We start from the raw sequence: 16,421 nt of genomic DNA on the forward strand, positions 1-16,421 counted from the left end.
ACAACCGTAGCAAGGAGACACCCCATGCATATCGCCTTCATCGGCCTGGGCAACATGGGCGCGCCCATGGCGCGCAACCTGCTCAAGGCCGGTCACACGCTGACCGTATTCGACCTGAACGCCGCCGCGGTGGCATCGCTGTGCGCCGAGGGCGCCGGCAGCGCCGGCAGCGCCGACTCGGCCCGCAAGGCCGTGGCCGAGGCGGATTTCGTCATCACCATGCTGCCGGCGGCCGCGCACGTGCGCAGCGCCTACCTCGGCGAAGACGGCGTGCTGGCCGGGGTGCGGCCCGGCGTGCCGCTGGTGGACTCCAGCACCATCGACCCCGCCACCGTGCGTGAACTGGCCGCCGCGGCCGAGGCCCACGGCAATGCGCTGGCCGATGCTCCGGTGTCCGGCGGCACCGTCGGCGCGCAGGCCGGCACGCTGACCTTCATGGTCGGCGCCACCGAGGCGCTGTTCGCGCAGGTGCGCCCCGTGCTGGCCGGCATGGGCCGCAACCTGGTCCATTGCGGCGGCACCGGCACCGGCCAGGTCGCCAAGATCTGCAATAACCTGATCCTGGGCATCTCCATGATCGGCGTTTCCGAGGCCATGGCGCTGGGGGTAAAGCTGGGCATCGATGCCAACGTGCTGGCCGGCATCGTCAACACCTCCACCGGCCGCTGCTGGGCTTCCGATACCTGCAACCCATGGCCCGGCGTGATCGAAACCGCGCCGGCCGGCCGCGGCTACAGCGGCGGCTTTGGCGCCGACCTGATGCTCAAGGACCTCGGCCTGGCCAATGACGCCGCGCGCAGCGTGAAGCAGCCGCTGTTCCTGGGCGCGCTGGCGCAGCAGGTCTACCAGGCGGTAAGCCATGCCGGTGATGGCCATCTCGACTTTTCCGGCGTGATCCGCCAGTACCTGTCCGCCGCGGACAAGGAGAGCCAGCAATGATCGAGTTTGCCCTGCACGGTCATGTCGCCACGCTGACGCTGAGCCGCCCGCCCGCCAACGCGTTCACCGCCGAAGGCCTGCAACAGCTGCGCGAGCTGGTGGCAAAGATCGACGCCAACCCGGAAGTCCGCGCCGTGGTCATCACCGGAGCCGGCGAAAAATTCTTCAGCGCCGGCGCCGACCTGAACGGCTTTGCCGAGGGCGACCGCGCACACGCGCGCGTGATGGCGCAGCAGTTCGGCAGCGCCTTCGAAGCGCTGCAGAATGCGCGTCCGGTGGTGATTGCCGCGATCAACGGCTTTGCCATGGGCGGCGGGCTGGAATGCGCGCTGGCCTGCGATATCCGCATCGCCGAGGAGCAGGCGCAGATGGCACTGCCCGAAGCCGCCGTGGGGCTGCTGCCCTGCGGCTGCGGCACGCAGACACTGCCGTGGCTGGTGGGTGAAGGCTGGGCCAAGCGAATGATCCTGACGAACGAGCGCGTCGACGCGGCCACCGCGCTGCGCATCGGGCTGGTGGAGGAAGTCGTGCCGCGCGGCCAGGCCCTTGCCACGGCGCTGGCGATGGCCGAACGCGCCGGCCAGGTCAGCCCGCGTGCCGCCGCGCACAGCAAGCGGCTGGTGCACCTGGCGCGCCAGGGCGTGCCGCGCCAGGCCGCGCTGGCGCTGGAGCGCGAGCGCTTTGTCGACCTGTTCGACGATGCCGACCAGCGCGAAGGCGTCAACGCCTTCCTCGAGAAACGCGCGCCGCAATGGCGCAACGCCTAGGAGCGCGCCATGCGCCTGACCGAAGAAACCAAGACCGCCAACCTGGATGTGGCCGAGCCCGAGGTGCTGTTCCAGGTGGTCAACGGCGTCGGCATCGCCACGCTGAACCGGCCGCGCCAGCTCAATGCCTTGTCGTACCCGATGATCGTTGCGCTGGGCGCGCAGGTCGATGCCTGGGCCAACGACGATGCCATCCGCGCGGTGGTGCTGCGGGGCGCGGGTCCAAAGGCCTTCTGCGCCGGCGGCGATATCCGCGCACTGACCGACAGCTATCGCGACGGCACGCCGCTGCACCGGCGCTTCTTTATCGACGAATACACGCTGGACCACCGCCTGCACCGCTATCCCAAGCCGCTGGTGGCGCTGATGGACGGCATCGTCATGGGCGGCGGCATGGGCCTGGCACAGGCCGCGCACCTGCGCCTGGTGACCGAGCGCTCGCGCGTGGCCATGCCCGAGACCGGCATCGGCCTGGTGCCGGATGTGGGGGCCAGCCACTTCCTGTCGAAGCTGCCGCTGCCGCTGGCGCTCTACCTGGGCCTGACCGGCGTTAGCATCGGCGCGGCCGACGCCTTGCTGTGCGGACTGGCCGATGCGGCAGTGGACAGCGCCACGCTGGCCGGGCTGGAGCAAACTCTTGCCGGCATCGACTGGGGCCATGACACGCTCGCGGACCTGCGCCGTGCGCTGGTGCCCGAGTCCGTTGCCAGCGCCGCCGAAGCACCGCTGCTGCAAGTGCTGCCGGCCCTGCTGCAGCATTTCGCGGGGCACGCCACGCTGCCGGAGATTTTGGCCGGCCTGGCTTGCCAGGACGACCCCGCCTACACCGCATGGGCCACCCGTACCATCGACGTGCTGCGCACCCGTTCCCCGCTTTCCGCGTGCGCCACGCGCGAACTGCTGCTGCGCGGGCGCAGGATGGACCTGGCCGACTGCTTCCGCATGGAGCTGGCGGTGGTGGTCAACACCTTCGCGCAAGGCGATTTCGTCGAAGGCGTGCGCGCGCTGATCGTCGACAAGGACAACGCCCCGCGCTGGCGCGTCACCAGCTATGACGCGGTCGACGATGCCCAGGTCCAGGCGCTGTTCCGCCCGTGGTGGGCGCCGGGCGAGCAGCCGCTGGCCCTGCACCGCTGAGCGGATGCACTGCCGTGAGCCTCGACGCGCTGCTGGCGCGCAGCCCCTGGGCCGCGGCACTGACACCGGAGCAACGCGACCGCGTGCGCGCCGAGGTGCGCGAGCGCGCGGTGCCGCAAGGCGCTTATGTCATCCGCAAGGGCGACCGGGCCGACAGCTGGCTGGGCGTCGCCGAGGGCCTGGTCAAGGTGCATTGCGCCTCGCCCTCCGGCAAGCGTGCCACGTTGACCGGCGTGCCGGCGGGAGGCTGGCTGGGAGAAGGGTCGTTACTGAAGCGCGAGGCGCTGCGCTATGACGTGGTGGCGCTGCGCGATTCCCGCATCGCCTGCATGCCCGGTGCCACGTTCCGCTGGTTGCAGGAAACCAGCCTGCCCTTCAACCGCTACCTGCTCGACCAGCTCAACGAACGGCTCGGCCTGTTTATCGCCACCGTCGAGCATGAACGACTGCATGGCATCGAGGGCCGCGTGGCGCGGGCGCTGGCGACGTTGTTCAATCCGGTGCTGTGCCCGGGTCTGGGTCCGGCGCTGCATCTGACGCAGGAGGAGGTGGGCCTGCTCGCGGGGATTTCGCGCCAGCGGGCCAATGCCGCGCTCAAGGTGCTGGAGGGCGAAGGCTTGCTGGCGGTCGAGCACGGCGCCGTGCACGTGCTCGACCTGGACGCGCTGCGTCGCTACTGAAAGCCGCGCCGAATCACGGCTGTGCCGCCGTCGCCGGCTTTACCAGCCCGTCCGCGCGGAACATCGCCTTGATGCCACGCACCGCCTGCCGGATGCGCGATTCATTTTCGATCAGCGCAAAGCGCACGTACTCGTCGCCATAGTCGCCAAAACCGATGCCCGGCGACACCGATACCTTGGCCTTGGCCAGCAACTGCTTCGAGAACTCCAGCGAGCCCAGCGCGCGGTACGGCTCGGGAATCCGCGCCCAGATATACATCGAGGCCTTCGGAATCTCCACCGGCCAGCCGGCCTCGATCAACCCGCGCGCCAGCACGTCGCGGCGCGACTGGTATTGCGCGGCGATCTCGCTCACGCATTGCTGGTCGCCCTCGAGCGCGGCAATGGCCGCGATCTGCAGCGGCGTGAAGGTGCCGTAGTCGTGATAGCTCTTGATGCGCGTCAGCGCCGCCACCAGGTCCGGATTGCCGACCATGAAGCCCACGCGCCACCCCGCCATGTTGTAGCTCTTGGACAGCGTGAAGAACTCCACCGCAATGTCCTTGGCGCCCGGCACCTGCATGATCGACGGGGCCTTCCAGCCATCGAAGACAATGTCGGCGTAGGCCAGGTCGTGCACCACGAAGATATCGTGCTTGCGCGCCAGCGCGATCACCCGCTCGAAGAAGTCCAGCTCCACGCATTGCGCCGTCGGGTTGGACGGGAATCCCAGCACGATCATCTTGGGCTTGGGATAGCTGCCGCGGATGGCGCGTTCCAGCTCGGCAAAGAAGTCGATGCCCGGCACCAGCGGCACCGAGCGGATATCGGCCCCGGCAATCACCGCGCCATAGATGTGGATCGGATAGCTGGGATCGGGCACCAGCACGGTGTCGCCGCGATCCAGCGTGGCCAGCATCAGGTGCGCGAGGCCTTCCTTGGAGCCGATGGTGACGATGGCCTCGGTGTCCGCATCGATGTCGACGTCATAGCGCTGGCGATACCAGTGGGAGATCGCGCGGCGCAGCCGGGGAATGCCCTTGGATGCCGAATAGCCGTGCGTATCGGGTCGCTGCGCCGCTTCGGTGAGCTTGGCCACGATATGCGCCGGCGTGGCGCCATCGGGATTGCCCATGCTCATGTCGATGATGTCCTCGCCACGGCGGCGGGCGGCCATCTTCAGCTCGGCGGTGATATTGAAAACGTACGGGGGAAGGCGATCGATGCGCGCAAAGCGGCGCTTGCCGGAGGAAGCGGCAGTCATGAGGGGTCCTTTACGTAAGCGCCCGGAACCGTCCGAGCGACGTCGGCAGACTTTGTCTCGTCTGCCGGGGACTCATGTTAGCGGGGATGCAAAGATTGCACAACGGCCACGTGCAGATTGCCTAGAGCCTGCCGCCCGGCAGACCGGTCGGCCGGTTCGCGGGCAGATGGCGCACGATGCAGTCCAGCGCGGGGGAATCGGAGCGCCCACCCAGCGCCGCACTGACCGAATCGCGGTACTGTTGCGCGGAGATGCGCTGGTAGTACAGGCGCGAGGTCTGGTCCAGCCAGTAGACGTAGTCGTCGTCGCCGCGACTGCCGCTGGCGCGCAGCCACTCGCTGACATTGTTCGTCCCGACGATCATGTTCGGGCACGCGGTCTTCAGCGAATCGAGATAGGCATTGAAGTCGGTGGCCTGGCGGTTGCGCACGGCGTCCGGCGCACAGGCGGCGAGCAGCGCTATGGATGCCGCCGCGGCGCCAGCAGCGCGCAACGGTTTGGATGCAGTCAGCACGGCAGTCCCCTCAGGCAGTAGCGATGCCTGCCATCTTATGGCAACACATCGCCCGCGTACACCGTGCCGCCCGCGTTGCTCAGTCGTCCAGCGTCTCGTGCACCGCCGACGCCCCGCGCTTCCAGTAGGCCGACGCGCGGATGCGCTTCTTGTCGATGCCGCGGTCCGTGACCAGGTACTGGCGCACCGCCTTCATCGCCGCACCTTCACCGGCAGCCCACACATAGCCCTCGCCGCGCGGCAGAGACAGCTTGCGCAGCGCGCCTTCCAGGAGGCTGCCTTCCGGCGCATCGCCGCGATGCAGCCAGTGCAGGTCGACCTTCGCCGCGCTCGGCAGCGGGATCTGCGCGGAGGCATCGCCCACTTCCACCACCACGATGGCATGGGTGCCGGCGCCCAGTTCTTCCAGCCGGCGCGCAATCGCGGGCAGCGCCGTATCGTCGCCGACCAGCAGGTGCCAGTCGAACCCCGTCGGCACCACGAACGAGCCGCGCGGCCCGCCCACGCCCAGGTACTGGCCCGGCCGCGCCTGGGCCGCCCACGTCGACGCGGGGCCATCGCCATGCAGAACGAATTCGAGGTCCAGTTCCTGCTTCGCGGCGTCGTAGCGGCGCGGCGTATAGTCGCGTGCCGCCGGGCGCGGCTGGCCCTCGGGGAACACGATGCCGTCCGCGGTGACCTGCGGCAGCACCGGCTTGTCATCGCCGGCAGCCGGGAAAAACACCTTGACGTGATCGTCGAACGACGCCGAGACAAAGTCCTGCAGGTCGGCGCCGCCCAGCGTCACGCGCAGCAGTTGCGGCGAGACCTGCGTAGTGCGCACCACCTGCAGCAGGCGCATCTTCAGCGGATGGCGCACGCGCTCGACGGTCAGGTTGCGTGCGGGTTCAGTAGCGTTGGTCGTCATATCGGAATTCCTTGTCTGCGCGCCCTGCGCCTGCCGGGCACGATTGCCGAAGGCCGATGCCAGGGTCAGCGCCATGGTTCAGGCCTGCGGGCCCGCTTCGATCTCTGCCGCCGCGCGCGCCAGGATCGCGGCAATGCGGCGCTGCTCGTCGGCTCCCGCTTCACTGCGCATCACCAGCGCCTGCTTCAGCGCGGCGCGTGCCTGCATCAACTCGGGCAGCCAGCCGCCCTGCTCCGGCTCAGGCTGCTGCTCGCCCCGCATCGCCCGGCGCATCCACTCCATCTTGCGCGCCACATGGCGCAACCGCGCCACCATGACGTCGACCCGCTCGCGATTGGCCGCCAGATGCGCCTTGCCGGCCTCCGACAACTGGTAGCGCTTCTTGTTGCCTTCGGTGTCGACGGTGGCATAGCCGACTTCTTCCAGGTACGTCAGCGCGGGATAGACCACGCCGGGGCTCGGCTTGTAGAAGCCGTTGGTGCGCGTCTCCAGCGCCTTGATCAGTTCGTAGCCATGGCTGGGCTTTTCTTCCAGCAACGACAGCAGCAGCAATTGCAGGTCGTCGGCGCTGAACTTGCGGCCGCGGCGCCAGCCTTCCTCGTCGAAGCCGCCGGGGCCTCCAGGACCGAAGGCGTCATCGTCGCGACCGCCCCAGAAGCTGCCGTGGCCGCGGCCCATGGCGTGATGAGCTACGTGCGGGGCAAGGCGCATCATGAGATGACGAGCCCGGCCCAGGAAGTCCGGATAGGGACGGAAGCCGTGGTGATGCGGGGGATGGTGATGCATGAGGCTCTCCTGTATGTCGCTAGACATATCTTAAGATATATATCGTACGAGCTAAAGTCAAGGCTGGGCGGTTCCGGTCAAGCCCTGCCTCCCCGCAGCGGGTGCACAACGCTCGCAGCGAGTCCATGCCGTCGAGCGTATCGCTCAGGCGACCACCAGCATGGCCAGCACGTTCACGGCCGAGGCGATATCCCAGTTACGACCGCTAAAGGCATCCGCTGCTATCAGCCCCATGGCGATTAACAGTCGGATCAGTCTTTTCTTCGGCAGGTCTTTGCGACACTGCCCTGCTACCGGCACGAGCATGTCGTCCGCATAAAACGACGAGTTGATCTGGGACACACGCACCAAGTAGTTGCGAAAGCGCGTATAGACGCGCATGTCGACTGCGCCAGGATCGTTCCAGAAGGCATTCAGCGTCCCCTGGTAGGTCAGACCCGGCTTGGCATAGAAGCAGCGGCCGAGCGCAATGACCGGGACACGGTGGAACAAGGCCTGCAGACCTGTCGTCGAGTTCACCGTCACGACACCCATGCATCGGTGCAGCAGCGACGGCAGGTGGGCATCGTGGACATAGACAATACGGCTGCCCACACCAAAGCGTTCAGCGCATGTCGCAATCAGGGCGCTGTAGTCGGTATGTCCGCGATCCATCGGATGGTGCTTGAACACCAGCACGCTCTCCGCCGGCGCATGCTCGGCGAATGAATGCGCGGTCCATTCGATGAAGTCCTCGATCCGGCTCCAGGGGCTGTGCACCTGGATTTGGCTGTCGTTGTAGACCTGTAGCGGCACCAGGAAAAAATGCGGATGGTCGCTCGCCAGCAACTGTTTACGCAGCGAACGTTCGCCCCAGCGATAAACCTGCTTGCGGTATGCCGCGCGCACCCATGGCGCCAGCTCGCGCAGACTAAACGCCTTGTGATGCTGGTAATGCGGATAGCGACGCGTACCTGCGATACCCGCGGCAAAGTACCAGAACGAGTACAACGCCATCTTGTGAAACGAATGCCGGAACTTGCGAGGCTTTACCGGTACCTTGACCGGCGGGATTTCCGCAATGGCAAGCGGCGCCAGCGGGGAATCCGCATTCACACCGCCGCATTCCAGCGTGATGTAGTCGGGGCGCACGTAACCCTCCTCGAACGCCCAGAATGCAGTGCCCAGCGCCTCGGCCACCCTCGCAGCAATGCGGTGGTGGCGACGGTTCGTGCCGAATACCACGATGGCATCGACGTGGCGCTGCATGACCAGGCTTCGCAGCATGGATTCCCACCGCACCATCGGCTGCACGAACCGGACGATGTCTCCGCGGCGATAAAAAAAGTCGTCGCCTCCGTTGAAATTGACTTTGGCGACCTCGCAGCCCTTGGCTGTCAGCAGGTCGCGCAGGCGTGCGAAGAATGGGCCGTTCGGTCCTTGCAGCAACAGAATGCGGCGATGCTTGGCAATCTGGTCCAGGGATGCCGGTTCATTTGCGACTGGCGTGGCGGGATCCTGGGTGCCTGCACCGCTCCCCTGTGATAAGCCGGGCGGGCCGATGCTTTCCGATTGCTCCCTGAACGACAACATTGCGGTGACCCTTTTGCTGCTTTCGTATGCCGTGATTTCAGATTCTGTCTTTGTGGTGCAGTGGACTATTGTTCTGACGCAGCGCGCCTTCGATGCGCCCGGCGGCGGCGTCGCGCCAGCGTATCCACGGCCGCAGCAGCAACCGGAGCAAATGGCGACGGAACCCCGAGACGCGGGTCGGCGACTCCTCGCGCCACGACAGCATGTGGTCCACCACAATCTCGGGGCTCGCAAAGCCGTTCTTGCCATCGCGCAAGACATAGCGGGGATACAGAATCAGCGCGCCCGCGACCAGCATGTCGAGCGAAAGGCGGCGACGCCGGCGTGGAAGTTCGCAGCGATCGTCCGTGAGACCCCAGCCGGCATAGAACGGCGCACCATGTGCCGTGACCGGTTTGCCACGCAGCAGGGCCTCGAATCCAGCGAGGGACGTCAGCACATGGACGCCATCGACAGCGTCGATGACACGGTCCATCGGACAGTTCGGCACCACTTCGTCGCATAGGACGGCAAGCGCCCTCTCCTCGTCACGATTTCCACGCAAGCCACTCATGACATCGGGATGGGGCTTGTATATCAGGTACGCGTCCGGTTCCTCGGCACGCACCGCCGCAAGCAGCGCGCGATTTGTGCGGATGTCGGGTGCCCCCAAATGCAGCGAGGCATCAGCCTCCACCTGCCCAACCACTAGCATCACCCGGCCAACGCCTGCGGGCCGGCTCCAGTTGCCTGAGCCCACGTTGTACTTGGTCAGTCCGCCGTGAATGATCGATGCGCGCAATCGCGCCGCGCGCGCGAGCATTCCGGCATCGAAATCGAAATTGGCCAGCAATCGTTCGAGGTCGGACTCGCGTGTCGCGTCGTAATAGATGCCTGATCGGTCAAACACCCACGACAACGGGCGGGCCAGTTGCGCGCCAAGACCGACAGACCGCAGGAAGCCATCTTCCACTGTGATCACTGCGAGATCGCCGCGCACCGTCGCATCGACACACTGGCCCCAGCGCAGCAGCGTCGCACCTTGTGGCACCGTACGCAGATTGCGATGAAAGGTGACTGCGTGGCCTTGCAGGAAATTCTTCAGGATCTTGCGCTTCCACCTGGAAAAGCCTATCGCATGCAAGTACCGCGGAAACTGCTGGCACAGCCGACGCTGCAGCGCCAGGTATTCGATGGCGTCCTCCACCTCGCAGCGCTTGCCCGTATGCGGCTGGACATAGCGAGCGTATCGGACCAGCGCGGCAAATGCCAGTTGCTCCATAGAGACGGGATGGCGCCTGCCGGGAGCAGGCAACGCGTCAATCGTCAGACCCCAGCCGGCATAAAATGGCATGCCAAAGGTGTGAACCGTCTTGCCGTGCAGCAGCGCCTCGAAGCCGACCTGCGAGGTGACCACGAAGACCGCGAACGCGCTGCGGATCAGCGGCACCACGTGCACATCGCCCTGCAGCCGCTCCACCCGCGCCTCACGGCCGTGGTCCAGTATGTGGCCAAGATAGCCCCGCTTGCGTCCGAGCGCGACTTCGGGATGCTCCTTCACCACGATCCTGCAATTCGGGTAGGTTTTCAACGCAGACTCAAGCATGCGACGGAAACTTTCACTGTCTGCCTGGCCGAACTGTACCGAAGCATCGCTCTCGGTCTGGTCGACGACCAGCACGTAAGGCTGTGCCGGCAGCGATGACGGGGCCTGCGCATGGTTGTATTTGGAGATGCCGGCGCTGCGCCACCGTTCGATCAGTTGCCGCGCCCTTGGTTGCTCTGCCGGCAGCAGCGGCATGCCGATCATGGCCTCCAGCCCGGAAGGTTGCGAGGCGTCGTAATAGATGCCGCGGTCATCGACCACAAGCGAGCAGGTCGGGGAGGACGCTCCGGGCCAGAGCGAGCGCAGGAAGCCGTCCTCGAGACAGAGGAAGCGATCGATGCCGTGCGATTGCGCGAATGCCTGCGCCCTGCGGGCGCTGGGCCGCCGCCCCCAGCCGGCAACGCCGGACACGGCTACCGCGGCGCCTCGCCACGGATGCACCGGGGCCACTGGTGCGCCCAGGAAGGCGGCCAGGTGTTCAATACGGCGAATGCCGTGGGAAAGAACGCCGATCGCGCCCTCAGACGGCCGGCTCATCACTTCCCAGATCGTGGATTTGCAGAATGCCGACGACCCGGTCCGCATTATCCTTCACCACCAGTGCGCCAATCCTGGCGGCATGGATCCGCGCTTCCGCATCGGCGAAGCGCTCGCCCGGCGATACGGTTTTGGGATTGGTGGACATGATGTGCCTGGCCATGATCGCCTTGTAGTCGCGGTCGGAGTCGAACGCGCGGCGCACGTCGCCGTCTGTGATAACACCCTGCAGGTGCTCGCCTTCCATCACCAGCGCCATGCCAAGGCGGCCACGGTTGATCACATGCACCACGTCTCGGAACGATGCGTCCGGGCGACACACTGGCAGGTGTTCCTTGTGCATGACATCCGCCACCCGGGTCAGCAGCTTCCGACCGAGGCTGCCGCCCGGATGGAACCGCGCGAAATCCTCAGGCTGGAAGTGCCGCTTGACCGAAAGCACCACGGCGAGGGCATCGCCCATTACCAGCGTCGCGGTGGTCGAACTGGTCGGTGCCAGGTTGTTGTTGCACGCCTCGCGCTCGACCGAAATGTCCAGGACCACGTCCGCGTGCCGCGCCAGCGTCGAATGCACTTTTCCTGTCATCGCGATCACAGGATTGTTCTGGTGGTCGAGAAACGGCAGGATGCGGATCAGTTCTTCCGTTTCACCACTGTTGGAAATCATCAGCACTACATCGATCGGTTTGATCATGCCGAGATCGCCATGGAAGGCTTCTCCCGGATGTACGAAAAATGCCGGCGTACCGGTCGACGCCATGGTCGCGGCAATCTTCTTGCCAATCAGTCCAGACTTCCCCATGCCGACCACCACCAACCGGCCGCGTGCCTGCAGGATGGTCTCGACTGCCTTCTCGAATCCCGCATCGAAGCGGCTGGACATTCGGTCCAACGCCTGGATCTCGGTGGCAACGACATTGCGTGCCAGGGCAATGACTTCAGTCATCGTTCTCTCGCGTTCCCACTTGTTATACGTGCCAGTACCGGGTCACCGCGCACATATTCTTCGCACGCACGAAGTGCCAGGTCCCGCGACTCCAGGACCTTGACGCCGCCGAACAGCAAAAAAGGAAGCGCATGACCGATGAGGAAAATATCAATCAATTTATCAACCTAACAATGGCCGACACCAGTTAATACCGGACCTCAATTTTCTAGCCGGCGCCCCGCCAATCACGAGTCCCGACTCGTGGAATTTTTCGGTCACCACTGACCGTATTGAGACAACGCTGTCGCGGCCGATATGGGCTCCCTTCAGGATCGTGGCATGCGCACCGATCCACACATGGTCCGCAATCACAATATCTGCGGCCGGATTTATTCTCCGGGCGGTCGTGACATCAATGATGGCATGGGAATCGGTGGTTCTGACCTCAAGATTCCAGGCCAGCATGCAATCGCGGCCGACTGATATGGCGGTACCTTCGCCACAGATGAAGTTGCAACCGCCAATGGTCGTGCCTGCGCCTATCACAAGGGAATTGTGGTCCACCAGTTTCATTATCACGGAAGCGGTGATCCTACAACTGTCCCCGATTTCCACAAAATTGCCATTGCTCAATAGCTGCATCCTGACGTTGACGAGTGCAGCACCCTTGCCAATGACGATTTTGTTGTTGTTTCCCGTGATCACAATTTCGCTATTCGTGCACGGCCCCGCCTCGGACAAGTCCACTACATTATCGGCACCGCCATCTTTCAGCTCTACTCCGTCCATGACGCACCCCGGGCTATTTGACGATCACGCGGTTGCCGATCGCCCTGAATACCGCGAGCCTGGAATCCCGAAAAAACATGACCGGATTACTCATCAGCTTCTTCGCTTTCCTTTGCCACGCCGGTTTCCGGGTCGCCGGCGCCAGCTTTGCATCAGCGCGGACTGGCTTGGGCGCCTGCGCCGGCGCTTGCTTCGGCGCCTCTGCTCGCACCGGCACAGGCTTCGCGCCCAGTTCCTTGTCCGCTTTGACTGCGGCAGGCGCCTTCACCGCAGTCGTGGCCCGAGCGGAGGCAGCGCGATAGCGATCAAACAAGACCGAGTCGGATGAGACCTCTACCGCTTCCCGCAGACTTCGGTTCATTTCGGGACGCCCAGGAAAACGAATCTTGTAAAAATCGATCGCGGTGGTAGCCGTCATGAACGAGCCGTCATGCCATTTCACCTTTCTGGTTTTGAATTTGCCAAATGAGTAAAAATCATTAATCAAATAGCCAAGGAACCGTAATGATTTCTCAAAATCCGGCCTGCAGCCATTCAATACAGCAACCACGTCGGATTCATCGCTGACTTGATAAGTGAGGCCGGGGATGCCATAGAACGCCTGACCACAATGGAGCACCAGCTTGCCAAACGCGAGTCCGAGCACCCCGACACCGGAGTTCACTGCAATCATCGCATCGCTCAAATCCAGCAGATCCTTAGTGTTGTATTGATCCACGTTGATGGCACCGGGAACGTCCACAACATCCGTCTCTAACGGGTGCTGCTTCACCAGCAATTCCCAATCCTGTCGCAAGGCAAAAGGCAGCCTCGCAAGCAAGCGAAGGAAATTCTCATAGCTCCCCATCGGACCCATGAAGTTTTCAATCACGGTGTCAGTTGGACGTTGAAGGAAAGCTACCAATACCCTCTTGCCGCGCCCGATATTCAGCTTCTTGCGCAGAGATCCGGCGCCTAGCCTGGGCGATTGAGCCTCGAGCGATTCGTCGTCGCTAATGGCACGTTGGATATACAGCAGGGTGGCGGCCCTTTTTTCATTGGAAAGCTCCTTGTCCCATCTTTCTGGCGCATAACTGGAACTGTCCGCATTGAACCCGCACGGGTCGAAGAATACTGAATCCGGCAACGCTCCGCGCTCAACCACCAGGAAAGGAAACCGGTTGGTTCGCACCAGGTCATAGAGAGCCCTCATCCGGGGATTGGCATACGGGTTGTGAAAGACCACGCGGTCAAACCCGGACTCCCTGAGGAACTCCATGAAGGTCTCGGCAGGCAGATGGTCCTCATCGACATGAACGATCTCGCCAAGAAATGGGGCAATCCAGCGATTGGTTACCCATGGATTGTTTCTCAGGACCAGCGATTTCCCGCTGCCATGCATGGGTAGCGGATCTGGCTCAAGTTCCTTGTCCCTGAAGTCCGCCAGCTTCTTCTCGAATAGTTGACGGTTCCTGGCTTTCGCGGCCATGTAGTCGCTTTTATGCTCCACCGGATGCCAAGCATGAAACAGGACCATTCCCTTCTGAAAGGTCATGTCGCCAAACAGCCGATAAATGCTCTTCCAACCTTTGTATTCGACGATGGACTGGAAATTGCGATAGTCGAGAGCGAACTCCGAAGGCAATGGGAACTTCTTTCTTCGCCGAATGGCCCGGCACGTGTACTCGAGATCCTCATAGCCCCAGCCATTGAAATCCGGGTCGTTGCCGCCGGTAGCGAGAAAGTAATCGCGTCGCCAAACGGTAACGGACGTTCCGGTCGAAAATTTTTCGATAGCCGCCTGGTCGTTCTGCAACAGCAGTTGAATATATTTCTGCCGCCGCAACGCGGGAGCCATGTGGCGGAAATCTTGGGTTGCAGCCTCGGTCAGGTAGATCACGCCGAACATCAGGAAGTTGTCGGCCGATTCATCCAGCCCGTTGACAACAGCTTCCCCCAATACATCGCGATAGAAGCCGACATACGGCATGAGATCCACATCCTGAAACATGATGTAGTCGGAGAGTCCGCACTGAGCCGCCGCGTTTCTCGCACGGCCTATCGAAAATTGGAGATGCTCTGTTTTCAACCGATGGTAGCCATAGCCAAGCTTTCTGCATTCAGCTTCGAGCCGACCGGCAAGATCCAGCGGGGAACCGTCGTCGACAACCAGAATCTCGACCCCATCGGGCAAATCGGCATCCATCCTCGCGAACGTCAGCCGATCGAGCAGATCTGAGCGTTCGCTTCCCCAGCGGACCGGAATGGCAACGGTGAGTTTCTTTTCACTGATATGCATTGTTATAGCCCCAGCACAACCTTCGCACTAATCGCAATCTGATAAAGAACCTGGAACACATCCTTGGCAAACTGCCGCGTCTTGAAATCAACCTTCGGCAGCACCATAATCTCGTCGCCTGCCTTCACCGCATCATCCTTCTTGCCATCCGAGAAGCTCCCATCCCGATGCGCAATGATTATTCGCGACGTATCCGCGTTCTGCGAGAAACCGCCGGCCTGCTGGATAAAGTCATCCAGATCCAGACTCTTGTCATAGGCAACGGCATTGGGGAACAGCACTTCCCCGCTGACCAGCACCAACCCGTCCTTGACCGGCACACGGAAGATGTCGCCGTTCTCCAGCAGCAAGTCATTGCGGGTGGTCGATTTCGCAATCAGCGTCTGCCCCGAGGGCTCGATCTTCTTGGCGCGTTCTACCCACTGCAGTACGAGCGCGGCTTCTTCCTTGCGCAACTGGGCTTCCTCGGCCGTACCGGAACGTGCCGTCAACACGCTCGATTCCAGGCTCTTGAGCGTGGTGCCCAGCAGCGTCTTCTGGCGCGCCTTCACGCTCTGCCGGAAGAGCTGGATGCTTTCGCTGTCAGACTCGTGTGTGAAATGCACCTGGCTGAGCAGCTGACCCATGCGGCTGCCATACGGCAGCACGTATTCCTGCGGGCCGGTGTGCTCGCCTTCGACGCGGACCGTGATGGTGCCGGGCCGCTTGTCGGCCGTGAATTCGATCTCGTCGCCGTTGCGCAGGTCGATCTGGTTGCCCTGCGAGATCGGGAAGTACTCGACATTGCGCACGGTGCCGGTATTGCGCACCACGCGGACGTTGGTGGCTTCGGGCAGCGGTTTGGCCAGGCGCACGATCTGGTCAAGCCTTGCCTGTTCACCGAGGAATTCGAAGCGCTTGGCGTTTTCGGCCAGGCCGCTGACCTTGACGGTCTTCTTGCGCGACTGGACGAAGATGACGTCGCCGTTGTTCAACTGCCGCGAGGTAAGGTCGCCCTTGAGCAGGAAGTCATAGAGATTGACGACTTCCAGCGTCTGGTTGCCGCGCTTGATCGCGACGTCCAGGAAGGAGCCGCGGTCGGGGTCGATGCCGCCGGCCTGGTCGAGGTAGCGCAGCACGCTGTCGCTGGAGGTGCCGTCGTACATGCCGGGGCGGCGCACCGCGCCAGTAACGTAGACGCGCACCGGCTGCGCGGCCAGCAGGCTGGCGTAGATCGACACCTTGCTGGCGAACACGCGTCGCAGTGCGTTGCCGACGGCGGTCTGCAGATTGCCGTTGGTGATGCCCTGCACGCGGAACGGGCCGATTTCCGGCAAAACAATGTTGCCGCCGGCGTCAACGGTCAGCACGGTATCGACGTTGTATCCGTTCCAGATGCGCAGCTGGATCCGGTCACCGACGGAGATGACATGGCTGGGATTGAAGACGGAAGCGCTGTCGCGGCTGAAGGCGCCGGTGAACAGCTGCGCGCCAAAGGCGTCGCTGGCCATGTTGGCGGTGTAGTCGTTGTTCTGCGGCGCGCTGTCTGGCAGCGGCGTGTCGGCAAGTGCCGGGATGGTGGCAATGCCGCCGATCGCGCCGGGATTGCCGACCACTGCACCACTGGGCGTGGTAGCGCCCTGCGCAGCCAGCGCGGCGTATTCCATCTGGCCGACGGCCGGCGACTGCGGCAGGCGCATGCCGCCCTGGGCATGCGCGCCGTGGGCGCCGGCCAGGCTGGCCGCCGCGACCGCGATAGCAAGGATTCTTCGAAGCATGG

The 16,421-nt window shown here is 63.7% G+C and carries 14 protein-coding genes and 1 pseudogene; 4 read left to right on the top strand and 11 right to left on the bottom strand.

Translation table 11 applies throughout. The annotated features are described in order from the left end of the window. Nucleotides 1-24 precede the first annotated feature (24 nt). Genes mmsB through CBM2588_RS25415 form a run of 4 tightly spaced genes read left to right on the top strand, consistent with a single transcriptional unit; the run spans nt 25 to nt 3,523 of the window. Complete coding sequence (mmsB, locus tag CBM2588_RS25400; RefSeq protein ID WP_115683052.1) at nt 25-939, top strand: 3-hydroxyisobutyrate dehydrogenase; 915 nt, start codon at nt 25-27, stop codon at nt 937-939. Then, nucleotides 936-1,706: an enoyl-CoA hydratase gene (locus tag CBM2588_RS25405; RefSeq protein ID WP_115683053.1), complete on the top strand. Its 771-nt coding sequence runs from the start codon at nt 936-938 to the stop codon at nt 1,704-1,706. Before mmsB ends, CBM2588_RS25405 begins: the two co-directional genes overlap by 4 nt. Nucleotides 1,707-1,715: 9 nt before the next feature. Then, nucleotides 1,716-2,843, top strand: coding sequence for an enoyl-CoA hydratase/isomerase family protein (locus tag CBM2588_RS25410; RefSeq protein WP_115683054.1), 1,128 nt, complete (start codon nt 1,716-1,718; stop codon nt 2,841-2,843). Nucleotides 2,844-2,857: 14 nt separating this feature from the next. Further along, nucleotides 2,858-3,523, top strand: a complete 666-nt coding sequence (locus CBM2588_RS25415; protein WP_115683055.1) for a Crp/Fnr family transcriptional regulator — start codon at nt 2,858-2,860, stop codon at nt 3,521-3,523. Between the two features lie 13 nt (nt 3,524-3,536). Here CBM2588_RS25415 and alaC read toward each other — a convergent pair whose 3' ends face one another. From alaC to CBM2588_RS25465, 11 genes and pseudogenes are all read right to left on the bottom strand, one after another. Further along, nucleotides 3,537-4,766 (bottom strand): alanine transaminase, encoded by a 1,230-nt coding sequence (gene alaC, locus CBM2588_RS25420; RefSeq protein ID WP_115683056.1) that lies wholly within the window; start codon nt 4,764-4,766, stop codon nt 3,537-3,539. A 121-nt stretch (nt 4,767-4,887) separates the two neighbouring features. Continuing rightward, nucleotides 4,888-5,280 (bottom strand): hypothetical protein, encoded by a 393-nt coding sequence (locus CBM2588_RS25425; RefSeq protein ID WP_115683057.1) that lies wholly within the window; start codon nt 5,278-5,280, stop codon nt 4,888-4,890. A 79-nt stretch (nt 5,281-5,359) separates the two neighbouring features. Beyond that, entirely contained in the window at nt 5,360-6,187 is an 828-nt protein-coding gene (locus CBM2588_RS25430; RefSeq protein WP_172583661.1) for a siderophore-interacting protein, read from the bottom strand. 78 nt (nt 6,188-6,265) lie between these two features. Then, nucleotides 6,266-6,973, bottom strand: coding sequence for a PadR family transcriptional regulator (locus CBM2588_RS25435; RefSeq protein ID WP_115683059.1), 708 nt, complete (start codon nt 6,971-6,973; stop codon nt 6,266-6,268). A 144-nt stretch (nt 6,974-7,117) separates the two neighbouring features. Beyond that, the gene (locus CBM2588_RS25440) at nt 7,118-8,545 is read right to left on the bottom strand and encodes a capsule biosynthesis protein (RefSeq protein WP_115683060.1); all 1,428 of its coding nucleotides are present in this window, start codon (nt 8,543-8,545) and stop codon (nt 7,118-7,120) included. 37 nt (nt 8,546-8,582) lie between these two features. Continuing rightward, the gene (locus CBM2588_RS25445) at nt 8,583-10,667 is read right to left on the bottom strand and encodes a capsular polysaccharide biosynthesis protein (RefSeq protein WP_115683061.1); all 2,085 of its coding nucleotides are present in this window, start codon (nt 10,665-10,667) and stop codon (nt 8,583-8,585) included. After that, entirely contained in the window at nt 10,651-11,613 is a 963-nt protein-coding gene (locus CBM2588_RS25450) for a KpsF/GutQ family sugar-phosphate isomerase (RefSeq protein WP_115683062.1), read from the bottom strand. Before CBM2588_RS25450 ends, CBM2588_RS25445 begins: the two co-directional genes overlap by 17 nt. Before the next feature lie 47 nt (nt 11,614-11,660). Then, nucleotides 11,661-11,771, bottom strand: a pseudogene (locus tag CBM2588_RS31110) (3-deoxy-8-phosphooctulonate synthase); the annotation flags it as partial. 4 nt (nt 11,772-11,775) lie between these two features. Then, nucleotides 11,776-12,384 (bottom strand): acyltransferase, encoded by a 609-nt coding sequence (locus CBM2588_RS25455; protein WP_115683063.1) that lies wholly within the window; start codon nt 12,382-12,384, stop codon nt 11,776-11,778. Between the two features lie 13 nt (nt 12,385-12,397). Continuing rightward, a complete protein-coding gene (locus CBM2588_RS25460; RefSeq protein WP_115683064.1) occupies nt 12,398-14,662 on the bottom strand; it encodes a capsular polysaccharide export protein, LipB/KpsS family in 2,265 nt (754 codons plus the stop codon). A gap of 2 nt (nt 14,663-14,664) precedes the next feature. After that, entirely contained in the window at nt 14,665-16,419 is a 1,755-nt protein-coding gene (locus CBM2588_RS25465; protein WP_115683065.1) for a polysaccharide biosynthesis/export family protein, read from the bottom strand. Between the last annotated feature and the right edge of the window lie 2 nt (nt 16,420-16,421).

This window comes from Cupriavidus taiwanensis, from assembly GCF_900250075.1.
GTDB lineage: Bacteria > Pseudomonadota > Gammaproteobacteria > Burkholderiales > Burkholderiaceae > Cupriavidus > Cupriavidus taiwanensis_C.

What these genes read in the sequence shown, in the direction of transcription:
- mmsB (WP_115683052.1), top strand. Translation starts at nt 25, where the DNA reads ATGCATATCGCCTTCATCGGCCTGGGCAACATGGGCGCGCCCATGGCG.
- CBM2588_RS25405 (WP_115683053.1), top strand. Translation starts at nt 936, where the DNA reads ATGATCGAGTTTGCCCTGCACGGTCATGTCGCCACGCTGACGCTGAGC.
- CBM2588_RS25410 (WP_115683054.1), top strand. Translation starts at nt 1,716, where the DNA reads ATGCGCCTGACCGAAGAAACCAAGACCGCCAACCTGGATGTGGCCGAG.
- alaC (WP_115683056.1), bottom strand. Translation starts at nt 4,766, where the DNA reads ATGACTGCCGCTTCCTCCGGCAAGCGCCGCTTTGCGCGCATCGATCGC.
- CBM2588_RS25430 (WP_172583661.1), bottom strand. Translation starts at nt 6,187, where the DNA reads ATGACGACCAACGCTACTGAACCCGCACGCAACCTGACCGTCGAGCGC.
- CBM2588_RS25435 (WP_115683059.1), bottom strand. Translation starts at nt 6,973, where the DNA reads ATGCATCACCATCCCCCGCATCACCACGGCTTCCGTCCCTATCCGGAC.
- CBM2588_RS25440 (WP_115683060.1), bottom strand. Translation starts at nt 8,545, where the DNA reads ATGTTGTCGTTCAGGGAGCAATCGGAAAGCATCGGCCCGCCCGGCTTA.
- CBM2588_RS25445 (WP_115683061.1), bottom strand. Translation starts at nt 10,667, where the DNA reads ATGAGCCGGCCGTCTGAGGGCGCGATCGGCGTTCTTTCCCACGGCATT.
- CBM2588_RS25450 (WP_115683062.1), bottom strand. Translation starts at nt 11,613, where the DNA reads ATGACTGAAGTCATTGCCCTGGCACGCAATGTCGTTGCCACCGAGATC.
- CBM2588_RS25455 (WP_115683063.1), bottom strand. Translation starts at nt 12,384, where the DNA reads ATGGACGGAGTAGAGCTGAAAGATGGCGGTGCCGATAATGTAGTGGAC.
- CBM2588_RS25460 (WP_115683064.1), bottom strand. Translation starts at nt 14,662, where the DNA reads ATGCATATCAGTGAAAAGAAACTCACCGTTGCCATTCCGGTCCGCTGG.
- CBM2588_RS25465 (WP_115683065.1), bottom strand. Translation starts at nt 16,419, where the DNA reads ATGCTTCGAAGAATCCTTGCTATCGCGGTCGCGGCGGCCAGCCTGGCC.